The organism is Enterococcus sp. BWB1-3 (genome assembly GCF_016745275.1).
Lineage (GTDB): Bacteria > Bacillota > Bacilli > Lactobacillales > Enterococcaceae > Enterococcus_L.
The window spans coordinates 34254-48221 of sequence record NZ_JADOEP010000002.1; the positions used below are offsets into that span (position 1 = coordinate 34254).

11 protein-coding genes and 1 pseudogene are annotated in these 13968 nt (G+C 40.0%); 1 reads left to right on the forward strand and 11 read right to left on the reverse strand.

The genetic code is table 11. The features are described 5' to 3' along the window. Positions 1 to 9: 9 nt before the first annotated feature. The 10 genes from sufC to IW492_RS01690 form a co-directional block, all read right to left on the reverse strand. Positions 10 to 783, reverse strand: coding sequence for a Fe-S cluster assembly ATPase SufC (gene sufC / locus IW492_RS01645; protein ID WP_202064488.1), 774 nt, complete (start codon positions 781 to 783; stop codon positions 10 to 12). A 345-nt stretch (positions 784 to 1128) separates the two neighbouring features. Then, on the reverse strand, positions 1129 to 2154 hold the full coding sequence (locus tag IW492_RS01650) for an amidase family protein (RefSeq protein WP_202064490.1): 1026 nt from the start codon (positions 2152 to 2154) through the stop codon (positions 1129 to 1131). 940 nt (positions 2155 to 3094) lie between these two features. Next, positions 3095 to 4306 (reverse strand): phosphopentomutase, encoded by a 1212-nt coding sequence (locus IW492_RS01655; RefSeq protein ID WP_202064492.1) that lies wholly within the window; start codon positions 4304 to 4306, stop codon positions 3095 to 3097. A gap of 4 nt (positions 4307 to 4310) precedes the next feature. After that, a complete protein-coding gene (locus IW492_RS01660; protein WP_202064494.1) occupies positions 4311 to 5462 on the reverse strand; it encodes a YhfX family PLP-dependent enzyme in 1152 nt (383 codons plus the stop codon). A gap of 8 nt (positions 5463 to 5470) precedes the next feature. Then, complete coding sequence (locus IW492_RS01665; protein WP_202064496.1) at positions 5471 to 5821, reverse strand: hypothetical protein; 351 nt, start codon at positions 5819 to 5821, stop codon at positions 5471 to 5473. A gap of 11 nt (positions 5822 to 5832) precedes the next feature. Next, positions 5833 to 6756 carry a GntR family transcriptional regulator YhfZ gene (gene yhfZ / locus IW492_RS01670; RefSeq protein ID WP_202064497.1) on the reverse strand — a complete coding sequence of 308 codons (924 nt, stop codon included), beginning with the start codon at positions 6754 to 6756 and terminating at the stop codon, positions 5833 to 5835. A gap of 21 nt (positions 6757 to 6777) precedes the next feature. Continuing rightward, positions 6778 to 7869, reverse strand: coding sequence for an aminotransferase class I/II-fold pyridoxal phosphate-dependent enzyme (locus tag IW492_RS01675; protein WP_202065011.1), 1092 nt, complete (start codon positions 7867 to 7869; stop codon positions 6778 to 6780). A gap of 51 nt (positions 7870 to 7920) precedes the next feature. Then, a complete protein-coding gene (locus IW492_RS01680) occupies positions 7921 to 8796 on the reverse strand; it encodes a phosphotriesterase family protein (protein ID WP_202064500.1) in 876 nt (291 codons plus the stop codon). A 21-nt stretch (positions 8797 to 8817) separates the two neighbouring features. Beyond that, positions 8818 to 10128: a YhfT family protein gene (locus IW492_RS01685; RefSeq protein WP_202064501.1), complete on the reverse strand. Its 1311-nt coding sequence runs from the start codon at positions 10126 to 10128 to the stop codon at positions 8818 to 8820. Between the two features lie 15 nt (positions 10129 to 10143). Continuing rightward, positions 10144 to 10512: a DUF2620 domain-containing protein gene (locus IW492_RS01690; RefSeq protein WP_202064502.1), complete on the reverse strand. Its 369-nt coding sequence runs from the start codon at positions 10510 to 10512 to the stop codon at positions 10144 to 10146. Positions 10513 to 10877: 365 nt separating this feature from the next. Between IW492_RS01690 and IW492_RS01695 the strand changes: the two genes are divergently transcribed. Then, a complete protein-coding gene (locus IW492_RS01695; RefSeq protein ID WP_202064503.1) occupies positions 10878 to 11756 on the forward strand; it encodes a hypothetical protein in 879 nt (292 codons plus the stop codon). A gap of 93 nt (positions 11757 to 11849) precedes the next feature. Here the strand turns inward: IW492_RS01695 and ltrA are convergent. Next, positions 11850 to 13123 (reverse strand): annotated as a pseudogene (gene ltrA / locus IW492_RS18485) (group II intron reverse transcriptase/maturase). Between the last annotated feature and the right edge of the window lie 845 nt (positions 13124 to 13968).

Genomic DNA, 13968 nt, shown 5'->3' on the forward strand with positions numbered 1-13968 from the left:
TCCTCCTCCCTAAGCTTCCTCTTCTTTGTATTCAATACCTAATTCTTTACTGATTCCAGCATAGCCTTCTGCTTCGAGACGTTTTGCCAGTTCTGCATCGCCGGTTTTAACCACTTTCCCATCCATCATAATATGAACTACATCCGGAGTGATATAGTTCAACAGACGCTGATAGTGCGTAATAATCAATGAGCCGAAATTTTCTCCGCGCATTTCATTTATACCTTTGGCAACGACCTTCAATGCATCAATATCCAGACCAGAATCAATTTCATCTAAAATGGCAAATATTGGCTCAAGCATCAAAAGCTGCAGAATTTCATTCCGTTTCTTTTCGCCACCTGAGAATCCTTCATTTAGATATCTCTCAGCCATTTCTTCCGGCATATTTAACAAGTCCATTTTCTGATCCAATTTTTTCAGAAAATCCATCACAGAAATTTTATCGTCTTCATCGCGCTTGGCATTAATCGCTGCACGCATAAATTCAGCATTTGTAATTCCAGGAATTTCACTTGGATACTGCATTGCTAAAAACAGACCCAGACGCGCACGCTCATCTACTTCCAGCTCAAGAATATTTTCTCCATCTAAAAGAACTTCACCCTCAGTAACTTCATAGTTTGGATTTCCCATAATCGCAGCTGATAAGGTTGATTTACCCGTTCCATTCGGTCCCATGATTGCGTGAATCTCACCTGTTTTCATCGTTAAGTCTACGCCTTTTAAAATCTCTTTATCTTCAATAGATACGTGTAAATTTTTAATTTCCAAAATTGACATGCATTGTTCCCTCCGCTTTCAAAATAAATATTTAATCGTTCTCAGTCATTTTATCCTAATTGATAATGAATCGCAATGTCTTTGCAACTAAGATTCCTGATTTTTCCATACTTTCTTAATATAAGGAAGCACTTAATTATACTATTTATAACTTAATAAGAACTTCGGATAACAAACAATAACTTAACAGAAAATGATAATTATTTGATTGCCATAGGTTACAGCACTTTTTTGAAAAAAATCATAAAATTTTCGCTAAAAAGCTCTCTTCAAAAAATTACCACAAAAAAATACGATCAACCATAGCAAAAATACTTCCATGATTGATCGTGTACAACTCAACTATTATCCAAACTCTTTTGGATAATATTCCCTACAGTCAGAAAAGTAACGAGTGTAAGGATTTTTCACCTGTGACCATTCCTCAGAAAATTGCAGCATTTTGCTGATTTTCTTTGGTGTTGACTCACAAATCAACAGATATCCTACAGCAAATTCTTCTGCCGGCAAAGTGATCGCTGTCGCACCAAGCATATTGACGACACGTAAATTGCCTTTTTTTCCTTGACGCTGCTGTTCTTGCGTCCGCTGATCAAAATGTCCCAGTACCGTATCTCCTAGCCCATCTGTATCTATCGGTCCCTCTTTACTAATCAGTACATCGCAATTGGCCAGTAATTCTTTTAGCTTTGGCATCACACGTTCTCGTGCATCAAATTTGAAAGATAGATCCTTGACGGAGGTCTGCCCTTCCCAAGCGTCTATTTCCTTCTTTGAAAAGTCTACAGGATCATAAATAATTTCAATATTCATTTCACTTACCTCCTCAACAGGCAGCATGACGTTCACTACCTTCTTCAGCAAATCAAACTCTTCTGTGATAAACCCTAAAGAAGGCTGGAAGGCGATCCCATCGGTCGACATTCCACTTGTAAGCCTTTTCCTATTTTCCTGATCCAACAGCGGACTGATAAAACCAATCAGGTTAACTGCCATTGCCGGAGCAAGGACTGAGCCGCCCCCATCTGTACCAATGCCAATATCATTGATTCCCAAAAGAACATTGATTGCCGTCCCGCTAGACGATCCTGTCATCGGTCGTCCAGTGTAAGGATTTTTTAAGTGAATGTCTATTGCTCGCCCTGCTGTTGCTGCACGATCCAATGTATGCAAATAGATACCAATTTCTTCTAAGGATTGAACAAAAGCTGATGATATTTGACTACGGTTTTTGACACCTGCATAATAGATTGACCCATTCTCTTTAAATTGGTCAATGATCATTGGATATACTTTTTCTACAGAATCATATGGATTTTTTAGAGCAATAAAGCTTTTTTTTGCGCCTTCTATTGCATTTAATGTTTTCATCTATAAATTCTCCATTCTTTTGTTGTCAAAACTGCACGTCAACAATAAAAAAAGACCGAAAGATAGATACTCCTCCGGTCTCCTTCATAGTATTCCAGAAGAGGCAGCTTCTGTGTCTACGGCTCTCACTACACTACACTTCGTTTCGATCTCATCAATTTCTAAACGGCAAAGCCATTAAGAATTGAAGGACTTCGTTTCGAGCTCATCACTTTCTAAATGGCAGAGCCATTAAGAATTGAAGGACTTCGTTTTGATCCTCGAAGAATGGAGGGGCTTTGCTCCTACGCTTCTTCGAATGCTCGTCGCATATCTGAGGGGCATGTAAGAACGTGCTCCTACGCTTCTTCGAATGCTCGTCCCATATCTGAGGGGCATGTAGGAACTTGCTCCTACGCTTCTTCGAATGCTCGTCCCATATCTGAGGGGCATGTAAGAACTTGCTCCTACGCTTCTTCGAATGCTCGTCCCATATCTGAGGGGCATGTAAGAACTTGCTCCTACGCTTCTTCGAATGCTCGTCCCATATCTGAGGGGCATGTAGGAACTTGCTCCTACTGTTTCTTCGAATGCTCGTCCCATGTCTGGGGGGCATGTAGGAACTTGCTCCTACGCTTCTTCGAATGCTCGTCCCATATCTGAGGGTCATGTAAGAACTTGCTCCTACGCTTCTTCGAATGCTCGTCCCATATCTGAGGGTCATGTAAGAACTTGCTCCTACGCTTCTTCGAATGCTCGAATCATACAAAGACTGGAACACCATTTATTCGGTTTTAGGGGGGGCTCAGACATACTTATATCACAGCTCTTTTCTGAGTCTAAATCAAATAAATGCTGTTCCGAAAGCAGCTCTCTATCCACACTATTTTTGTACTTTCTATTTGAGCATGTCTGAAAACTTCAGATTCTGCTGTGATTTTCAGACACAATCTAGTTTCAACTAAAAAATCTTATTTAAAAACGATACACCATGTTGTGGTGCAGCAACATCAAAATAGTCTGCGACAGTTGCACCAACATCTGCAAGTGTTGTTCTTTCTCCAATCTGTTTTTTCTTAACGCCTTTACTGTAAACCAATAGCGGTACTCGTTCTCTCGTATGGTTGCTGTGACCAATAGTAGGATCATTCCCATGATCAGCCATAACAACTAATACATCCCCTTCCTCTAACTGAGAAAGCAGTTCCTTGATTCGACAATCACTGAGCTCTAATCGGTCTGAGTAACGCATCACATCTTCCGCGTGCCCTGCCAGATCGGTTTCCTGAATATTCAAACAGATGAAGCCCTGCTGTATTTTCTGCACTTCCCCAAGCAACAAATCAAACAGCGTATCACTGTCCACACCTGGAAATAGATGAGCACTCTCTGTTTGAACAATATCGGCTACTTTACCAAGTAAGGAAACCGTCACACCAGCTTTATCTAAAATTGTCGGCACCTGTACATTAGGATCGATGCCATACCCTAGGTGTACCACTTGATAACCATGATTATACACACCAGATTCAGGAGCATCCACTCCTGCAATCTCATTGTTTTTCACTTTTCTGGCTGCCAACAGGGCATTTAGGTCTACCTGTTCTCCGCCAAACGTAATCACTCGAGATACTTGAACGACTCCGCGAACGCATCGACCGATTTCTTTCAATGCATCATACGAGATCAGATCAAGACATCCAGTCACATTGTACACCTGACCGTAATCTGTTTCCAAGTTATCTCCTACAGTGACACAGTCATTGACAACAAGTATTTTGGGGTCAGCTTCTGCTCCAACACGCCGAACAGAATAGCCTTGAGCCGCCAGCGCTTCCTCCACTACATCAATTTTCGCATTAAATGGCTGGATCAAAGGGATTTTAGGTGTTGTTCCCATAATTTCCTGATGCCCAAGAAATGAGTCGGCACCATGATGCGCTAAGTTCGCGGTTCCCCAATTTGCTGTCTCAGAAAATTGATGCTGTTTATATTCTTCACCGATAGCATTCATCAAGCCCAATGCTTCTAACGTTGGGAGGTGAATGTCCGGATTTTTCTCAATAATATGCAGTGCTGTGTTACTGCCTAGATCCCTTGGGCGAACTTCCTTTACGTCAGCCATAGCGCCTACACCATAGCTGTCCAATACGATCACTATAAAACGTCCCATGGTCTCACCTTCTTATTCTATTTCCTTGACTGTCAAAGATTCCTTCAAGTTTGGGACTGCCGCTTTGAATACCTGAAACAACTGCTACATCACTTCGAGTAACAAATATCTGTGTTCGAAACGCAGCAATAACTGTCGCACCGACTTCATGTTCTTGCTCCGCTTGTAAATAGTAGTCAATATTTTCTGCTGAGAATGGGAGCATCCGATCCAATCGTTCCTCTTTTCCGCTAACTAAAATATTTTCTAAGTGTCCTCGGCGATAATAGCCGCCGCCATAAAAATAACTGTGCTGATCTAAGGTATGAGAAATCTCACTGACATAGACCATTGCCGGCACCTCCGGTAAATCCAGTTTGGCATGTAACGGTGTTGTACCTGTCAATGCGTGACCAGGTTCTCCTTGTGTACCGCCTAGCGCCTTGATAAACGGAATCGTTTGAACACATGTCGCTGAAGGAATATTCAGCTCCAGTTCTTCAATGCCATGCTCTGCAAATATCTCTCTGGCTTTTCTGATACTTTCAACATTATGAGTAGGTGTTAGCTCCTCGACTCCATCAAATAAGAAACAAGGAAACGAAGTCAGACCGGCAAGCTCGATATGCTTCATCTTGCAACTTGCTTTGATCAGCTCTGGTAGATCAGCCAGATGAAAGCCTCCATACTGCCCTTCATAGATTTGATCGTCAGCCTCAGATATCTTCACTAAAATACGCTGTTTGATGTCTAACTCCTGACAAATAGGATCAATTTTTTTTAGCATTTCTAAGGAGTGTATGGTCATATAATCCGGTTGATGAGCAAGGATTCTTTTTAAGAAATAAACTGGTACCTGTACCAGATGCCCGATATTTCCAATAGGTATATCATTATCTATCATCACCAGTGCTTCTTTAAAATCAACGACTACTGCTCGATCAATTCCAGCTTTTCTGATTGCCTTTGCAACTAACGGATTACGTCCCAGCTGTTTTGTCATATAAAATAAATTGATGCCAGATGCCTCAGCCTGTTTCTTCATGACAGAAGCATTCGCTATGATACTGTCTAAATCCAGAATATAGGTATCCGGTAAAATTTGTCCTGTTTGATGAAGCTGTTTTGCTGTATTGATCAGCTTTGGATTTCTTCTGCGTACTACTTCTAAAAACATCCAACCCCCTACCCTTCATTCAACATATTGCAAATATGCAGGTAGAAGTAGTCAAGCTCTGGTTCATCAAAGTCAATAGCTGCCAGCTCTGAAAGCTCCTGCCATAATGACTGCGAATCCAGATATTGGGGATCACTAATGATTTGATCTTTGATAAATGGATCAAGAGCATTGACCTTTTCTTCGTTCTTCTGACGGGCTGCTGCCATCGCTAAATGAGTCAGGAACACATCTGCTTCCAGCTCTTCTTTGATCACCTGTTTTTCTTTTAGATAATCACATACTGCTAATACATAGTTATGGATCTCCGTGTCAATGATGCCGGATTCCTCTAATACGATCAATTTTTGCCTAATCATAATACCTCCTGCTAGTAGCGGGGAACCATTTCTCCTGCAGTCACCTGTTTTTGAATCAACACGATTTCTTCCTTTAGTAAATTGTTCTTCAAAATGGCCTGCATTGCCTGATCATCCTTATGACATATGATCACAGCTGCACTCATATCCGATTGGGTTTGGGATGTCTCTAAAAATTTATAATTCATATTCTGATAATTTTTATCAACGATTTCATCATAGTTCCAGACTCCGGCATCAATTTTTTTCTGGTTCAATCCATGAATCAGCTGATGTCCCGGCATCTCTATAAGCTCAATCTCAAATCCCTCTGTCAGCGTCTGTGTCAGAAGCTGTTGGTCATATGAACTGTAATCAATCCCGACTTTCATCCCATTCTCTATCTGATTTTTCGAAACATCGGCAAATAAAAGGATATGCTGTGAGAGATAGGTATGTTCCCCGAAATCACTTACGATTTGAATTGGTTCTTTCTGGACAATTGCTTCCTTTGCTGCAAAGCGTGAAACAACTGCAAAACGATACATTTCTGTACAGATCGAACGAATTCTTTCCTTTGACCCTCGAATATAGGCCATATTTAGTTTGATATTTTGCTGTTCAAAGGAAGAGTATAATCCTGTCGCGAAACCTTCATAAAGCCTTGAATATGGTAGAGGCATCGTTCCCAGAACAGACTCGGAAACAGCGTATTCTTGTAGAATGGAGTAGTTGATATCAACTAGAAATGTTCCTAAATGTCCTCGGCTCTCACAAATAATGGCCTGCTTTTCCTTTAAGAAATTCAGGGCATTCTGAATCGTTCCTCTCGAAACATCGAATTTCTTTTGATATTCACTGACGATAGGCAATTTATCTCCTTTTTTCAGCTGAATCAAATCAGAAGCCAAATAATTGGTTACAATCCCCTTTTTCTTTAGAAACATCTCATTCATTTTTCCATTCACCCTTTTCTTTTATTTCTCTGCCATCGCCTGCTGTAAAATACGGAGGATCGTATCTGCTCCCGCACGCATCGGATTGATTCGCATCATCTGCTCCTCCGCCTGCGGATCGGCTGCTCGAAACGTACCGGAAATACGGTAGAACATCGGGACAAATTCATACTTCGATTCTGCCCCAACCGGATTTGGCGCTGCCCCCAGCTTCTCAGCGGCTGCAAGAACAGCCTTTGCTATCGGCTGCTTCAGCTTGACGATAACAACCTTTGATTGTGCGTTGACAATAAAAGCTTTATCTACTCCGGATATTTCCCCATTATTTAACCGTTGACAGACTTCTTCACTGACTTTTGCTGATAGAGCCAGAGCGACAGGTGCGTAAATCATCCCTTGCAGAACAGCAATACTTTCATGTCCTTGAACCTGACTGCCACCGGAATAGTTTTCTTTACGCAATCCATCAATATACTGCTTTTCACCAACAATACAGCCAATACCTTCTGGTCCCAACAGCTTGAAAGTTGAAAAACAAGCCAGTGTCCCACCAATTTGTGCACCGATTGCTGATGTTTTCAATGTTGAATAATTATCATCTGTTATGATCGGAATTTCCTTGTCAACTGCGCGTATCACAGTGATCAGCTCCTTCAAATCATAAGAATCATCTGGTTTTTGCCTTGTTACCTGTATTAGGATACCATCCAGACCACCAGCAGAAACAGCACTCTTAACTGTATCAGAATCATTGAAATCAACTGCTTTTGTCTGTATCCCCATCATCTCGATCGATGTTTTTGTCGTTGGATAAATTGGTGCTTTGTGCACCAGCATAGTTCCGCCAGTTCCTATTGTAGCATGTAATGCCTGTCGAATGGCACTTGTTCCGGCACCTCTGACCAGCATAGCTGCTTCACAATTAAAAAAGTTCGCTAGAACCTGCTCGACTTTTTTTGTCGTAATCGGTTGGTTCAATCCTTGTATAACACCCAGATCTCCACGGGTCAAAATCTCAGTTCCAGTAAAAACCTTCGTCACTTCATCTACTAAACGAAACTGCAGCTGTGCCGCTTCTTCAACAGTCAAACTGGTTAATGGATACACATTCATCACTCTCTTCTCTCCTTCATTCGATACTTTTTCACTGAAATTATATCCGCTTCAAGAAAAGAATCGTTGCGGATTTGCTACCAGCATGTTTTGAATGAACGCTTCGGATATGCCATTTTCCTTCATCAATGGAACAAATACATCCAGCAAATAAGAATAGCCGATACCATTTTTATATTCCAAATTCGATTTTCTGGTAATATCCATCGAAAGAAAAACTTTATCCGTAAAACCTGCCGCTTCAATCTGTTGGAGCATCTTCACTCGCTCAATATCCGGCAAATAGTTTTCTTTACCAACTGTATCAAATTCGACATATACACCCTGCTCCAGCATATGGAGGACATAGTCGCCGCTGCCGCTCAAATCAACATGTCCGATCACAACTTTCGACAGCTCCACTTCGTTTTCTTTAAAAAATGCTGTCTGCTCATGACCAAAGGTTCCCAGTGTTGTATGTGTAGTGATCGGCACACCCGTTTTCTTGTGTGCAATGACTGCTGCGTGAAACACCTTTTTTTCCCGTTCTGTCCAGCCATCCTTACTTGAACCGATTTCACCGATTATCTGCGCTTTGATCGTCGTATCTGCAATTCCTTCTTTGATTTCTTTGACCATCAGCTCTGCCAATTGCTGCGTCGAATAGTTATCAACAATTTTAGGTAAAAAACGCTCTGTGTAAAAGCCGGTTGCCTGAACAATATTGATTCCTGATGCCTCTGCTGCTTTTTGCACATACAATGGATTTCTCTTCATATCCATAACTGTGACATCTACAATATTTCTTACACCCTTAGTATACAATTTTTTGTATTCTTTGACAGTCTCTTCAAAACAATTTAAATTTGTATCATCAATATTTTTGATCCGAGACAGATCAATCGTCGTATGCTCGTGCATATACGTGAGCCCTTCTACTAATACCATCTGCTTCATCCCTTTCGCTACTTAACCTGCCGGTGTGAACAGCCCCAATAAATAAAGAATATTTACTATAATACCAAGGCTGATTGCTGCTACAGGTCCTACTGCTAAATCAACGACTGGTTTTTTCGCAGTTTTATTCAATAAAGAAAGACCGATCACCCAGAAATAACCGATACCAGGTGCAATTGATTCCGATGCCATTGCTCCGCCAATCAACAAAGCAACTTCTAATACCTTGTTCATAGATGTTCGAATATATTCTCCCATTTCACGTACTCCCGGGAAACGATCCAACCCTTTCGCCATTCCATTAAGGAGCATAATTTCTACAAACATTACTGCAGCCCCTGCTGCAAAGGCAACAATTGGATTACCTCTTAATAAAATACCGACAACAAATACAAAAGTTGTTCCAGCAGGACTATAGACACCAGTAACGATTGCTGTAGAAAAAACCAATGGAATAAATCCAATTCCTCGCGCAAATGCTGCTAGTGCTGCTTCACTAAATTTGCCTTCACTTAAAAGATTCAAAGAGATAGGATCTCCGGCAATCATCAACAAGCTTGTTGCCGCACTGACCAAACCACCAGTCAAAGACAGCAATATCCAATTTTTCTTGATGCGTTCAACACGTTCAAGGAAGATACTCATCAGGCTCTGATTTGAAGAATTCCCATCCCCTTTTACTTGAATTGCAAATACAATCATGAAAATCATACCGACCAGCAGAGACATCCCTTCAGCACTCAACGTAAAGCTAGTGCCATTACCGATATTAAATGTACCAAACTTCTTCACTGTGAATAATGTCAGCATTGTTGCCAGTAAAGCGATTGCTCCTTTTTTGAAATTATGCTGATGTGCGATCGCAACTGCGGGAAAAATAGAAAAAGCAATAACGACTGGTGAGCCTACCATTGATAAGGAATCAAGAAAATTAATCGGCAGTTTTGCGAACAAATCAACTACTGCCTGTAAGCCCAAGACAATCCCCACGCCATAAGCTGCACCTACAGTCCCCGAAATAATCATTCCTTTTACTCCCTCAGGTGACCACGAACCGATAATATCTGTTGCGAGTAAAATACTATGCACCAAAATGATTGATGCTCCGATCGAAACTGGAATACCAAAACCGATAACCAATCCGAAGCTTAATGCAAAGCTTGTTGCTGCAATTTCTTTTTTCCCGATTTTTCCTTCAAGAAATTCAGGAACGATCGGCCGCAGCCCATCATTGAATACTGCGATTCCACGATTTGTCAGAATCGAACACATGCCTCCCAGTAAAGCAATAACAATCAATTCCATTACCTTAGATCCATCCATTTCATTTCCTCCCTTTTATTCTCCTAATTTTATCAGCTCATCCATCAGGATCGGTACAACGATCTCTTTGTGCTGAGCAGTAAAACCAAAAGCTTTTTTGCCATTACGAATACTTTGACGAATATCTTCTTCATCCATGATTTTTCCTGGCATAGAGACAGTTTCACAATTTTCTCTTCCCAATAAAGCTAATGCCATAGCCAAAGCCCCGCCTCCGCCTGTATTACATGCTCCAAGATAAAAATCTGCCTGACCTGATTTGATTGCCATTGCAGCATCCAGATCACTTTTCACTTCAGAAGTGAATTTTCCAGCTGCATATTTCTCGACCAGTGTCTGTACTTCAGCTTTGTCGATCTGTCCGCCAACTACAATTTTCTTCATAAACCATTCCTCCTATTTGACTATTCTTAAAATACATTTTTTTGTATATTGATCAATAAAACCACCACCCATTTATTGCATCCTACGAACGGTTCAAAATACATTTTTTTGTATATTGAGATATAAAAATAAAGCATTTATATAATACAACCGAAGTATAAAACATCTGCATTTGAAATGCAACCCTTTTCATGAAAATAATTATCTTTATCTTAATATCATAAGAATGACATTTTTTGCTATCTAAAAAAAGTAAACAAAACTTTTAATAAAAATAAACTTGCAATGTAGATTTCTATTTGATAATATTATATTCGTAAAAAAACACTTTTTCAAACAAAAAGAAAACTAAGGAGCGAATCAACATGAATAACAGCTTAACGAAATTTCTTGATTACGATGAAAGTGAAATCATTACAGATAATCTAGTCATCAAGAATAACTTACTAAAATTCGACAATATCACTTTACAGCTAAGTAATATTTCCCGTCTATATGCTGGAGAAAGAACACTAAAAATTCCTAATGCGTTATCCATTATATTTGTTATTTCACTTCTTATTCTTTTTTTTCAACCTATTATCGGATTGTTAGGAATGGCATTTTCGGGTTTTTTTATCTTTAGAATTTATCAAAATCATCTCGAAAGTAAGTTATATCTACAATTTACTCTCAATTCTGGAACAACATATTTCATCAATTTTAAAGATCAAGACTTTTTAGACGAAATACGTGCAATGATTGAATCTGCATTCAACCATAACCCTATCAGTTCTACGATAAATATAGCTGAACAAAAAATCGTTCACGGAGATCATCATATCGTACATGGAAATAATGCAAATATCAATTCAGGGATTCAAAAAGATACTATCATTAATTCACACAACTCTGATAGCTATAATTCAGCAGATGACCACTCATCTGTTACCGTAGGTGATATTCAAAACAGCACTATTCATTCTTCTTCATTTGGAAATAAAAATACGATTAAAACAGAAATTGAAGGATCTTATGACTGGACAGCCATTGAAACGGCACTAAAATCAGTAGTTTCATCTATAAAAATTGATTCCTCAGTAAAAGATGTGAGCCTTGAAGCTTTGGCAGCTGCACAACAAAGAAATGAAAATCAATTTGAGGCGACTGTCAGAAAAAATAAAACTGAATTTCTTTCCGATTTATTCCAAAATACAGCGAGTGGCATTTTAAGTCAGATTGTTTGTACAATTTTAGGTGTTTAAACATAAAAGAATCGAGTAGGAGGCTAATCATTAATTGATTAGCCAACCTCTCACACCACCGTACGTACGGGTCTCGTATACGGCGGTTCAACTTTACATCACATGTACTTTTTGATAATGTGTTACTAATGACAATAAACCAAAACGTTCCAATCGGTGGTTGGTGATTGTTGTACATAACACCCATGAACTGGCTATTCTCGCAATCGCTTTGCTTGAATAGCTGTTTTTATAGGCATCGTTTTTCTTCATCCCTAATTTCATTAAGTTCATTCATCTATTCTTTGGCGTTTTCCACTGCTTCCAGATACACATTCGTAATCGGTATCTTACGTTCCTATCGATTTGGCTCAGTTTTATTTTCATTTTTGCCACACGAAAATAATTTATCCAACCTCTCACTAACTGATTGATTTTCTCGATTCGAACCTTTGTACTTATTCCCCAGCTTCTCTTTGTCAGTCGTTTCAGTTTATACTTCAACTGTCCTACTGACACTGGGTGCGGTCTTGCCTGATAACTCCTGCTTTGCGGGTCATAAAAGACGCCAAACCCTAAGTACTTAAACGTCGGATCTGTTGGCCTTGTAATTTTTGATTTCTCGCTATTTACAATCAATCCCAACTTCTCCTCTATGAACTTCGTTAGACTTCGCATAACCCTTCTGGCAGCCATCTCACTTTTTACGAAGAGGATACAGTCATCTGCATAACGTACAAATTTTACTTGTCTTCTTTCCAACTCATCGTCCAGTTCATTAAGCATAATATTGCTTAATAATGGGGACAGGTTGCCACCTTGCGGTGTACCGATGACTGATTCCTTATACCCATCATCGGTTTGAATACCACTAACCAAGTATTTACGAATCAGTGAGATAACTTCTCCATCCCTGACTTTTCTTGAGATCAGATTCATCAGTCGATCGTGGTTTACTGTGTCGAAGAGCCGCTCCAAGTCAATGTCTATCATCCAGCGATACCCTTCATTTACATGAGTATGGCCATTTCCCCATATCTATGCGGACGAAATCCATAGCTGTTTGGATGGAATGTTTCTTCAAATATTGGGGTTAGCACTTGTGCAATCGCCTGTTGAAGCACTCAGTCTGTTACTGTTGGGATTCCCAGTAATCTTTCCCCGCCATTCGGCTTGGGAATGACTACCTGTAGAACGGGTTGTGGTTGATACTTTCTTGCTAGTATCTGGCGACGAATTTCTTCCAAGTTACCAGCCAAATAGCTGTCTAATTCGTCTGTTTCCATTCCGCCCACACCAGCAGCTCCTTTATTTCGCTTCACTTGTTTTATTGCTTGCTTCAGATTTCCCTGATCTAGAATCTGAGTCATTAGTTTTTCTGTATACATGTGTGTTATTCCTTTCTTTCTCGTAGAGTCGGTATCCACTTTCTCGCTCTTTGCCAGTGGTCTCTTTCCTCTCCCAATCGAGATTTCCTAACAGTAAAATTGTTCAGCCCTTCGCTCTTTCCAACTTTCGCTGGTTGTCTTCACTACTATGGCTTTGGCTGATTTCTCACGACCCAGGTTTCTATCACTAGAAACGTTTGGTGCAGGTGCGTGAGACCTCCCCGGTTAAGGTTCAAACTCTTCCGCCACATTTACATGAGTTGATTAATTCAGTAACTATTGGACTTTGACTTCTTTTGCAGTCTTATCCCCAACTCCTGCCTTCTATGTGATTTCTGTTCGTCGGACCAGAGATTTGCCTATGGCTTCCTTCAGATTCCACGTCGCCATGGACACCCTTGCCTTTAGCTAGACGCTTTCCGTTACTTGGACACGTTCGGGACTTCAACCCGTTAGAGTTTGACCATGCCGGGCAAACAAAAGAAACACATCACCTTAATAGAAATGATGTGCTTTTTTTAGGCTCTATAATGCGGCTGCACGTTTCTTGGATTAGAAGCATAACTTAGTTTTTAATTTGGTCAACACATCAGTACTTTTTATAGTTGAAAAACCAAGAAATACTCATGCGCATAAAACGATATTACTCAATATCAAAATATTCGAAAAATTTTTTTACAAAAAATAATATTAAAAAGCTTTTTACATGAATAACACAGTCACAAAATCTTTAGAATCAAATGAAAATGAGATTGTCACTGAGAGTCTGGTATGCTCCCTCTATACAGGACATTGAAATATAAAAATGTCTTGTATAGGGGGAGCGCACCAGTCTTGCAATAAAG

What these genes read in the sequence shown, in the direction of transcription:
- IW492_RS01660 (WP_202064494.1), bottom strand. Translation starts at nt 5,462, where the DNA reads ATGTTTTTAGAAGTAGTACGCAGAAGAAATCCAAAGCTGATCAATACA.
- IW492_RS01680 (WP_202064500.1), bottom strand. Translation starts at nt 8,796, where the DNA reads ATGGTATTAGTAGAAGGGCTCACGTATATGCACGAGCATACGACGATT.
- IW492_RS01675 (WP_202065011.1), bottom strand. Translation starts at nt 7,869, where the DNA reads ATGAATGTGTATCCATTAACCAGTTTGACTGTTGAAGAAGCGGCACAG.
- IW492_RS01685 (WP_202064501.1), bottom strand. Translation starts at nt 10,128, where the DNA reads ATGGATGGATCTAAGGTAATGGAATTGATTGTTATTGCTTTACTGGGA.
- IW492_RS01655 (WP_202064492.1), bottom strand. Translation starts at nt 4,306, where the DNA reads ATGGGACGTTTTATAGTGATCGTATTGGACAGCTATGGTGTAGGCGCT.
- IW492_RS01665 (WP_202064496.1), bottom strand. Translation starts at nt 5,821, where the DNA reads ATGATTAGGCAAAAATTGATCGTATTAGAGGAATCCGGCATCATTGAC.
- IW492_RS01695 (WP_202064503.1), top strand. Translation starts at nt 10,878, where the DNA reads ATGAATAACAGCTTAACGAAATTTCTTGATTACGATGAAAGTGAAATC.
- sufC (WP_202064488.1), bottom strand. Translation starts at nt 783, where the DNA reads ATGTCAATTTTGGAAATTAAAAATTTACACGTATCTATTGAAGATAAA.
- yhfZ (WP_202064497.1), bottom strand. Translation starts at nt 6,756, where the DNA reads ATGAATGAGATGTTTCTAAAGAAAAAGGGGATTGTAACCAATTATTTG.
- IW492_RS01690 (WP_202064502.1), bottom strand. Translation starts at nt 10,512, where the DNA reads ATGAAGAAAATTGTAGTTGGCGGACAGATCGACAAAGCTGAAGTACAG.
- IW492_RS01650 (WP_202064490.1), bottom strand. Translation starts at nt 2,154, where the DNA reads ATGAAAACATTAAATGCAATAGAAGGCGCAAAAAAAAGCTTTATTGCT.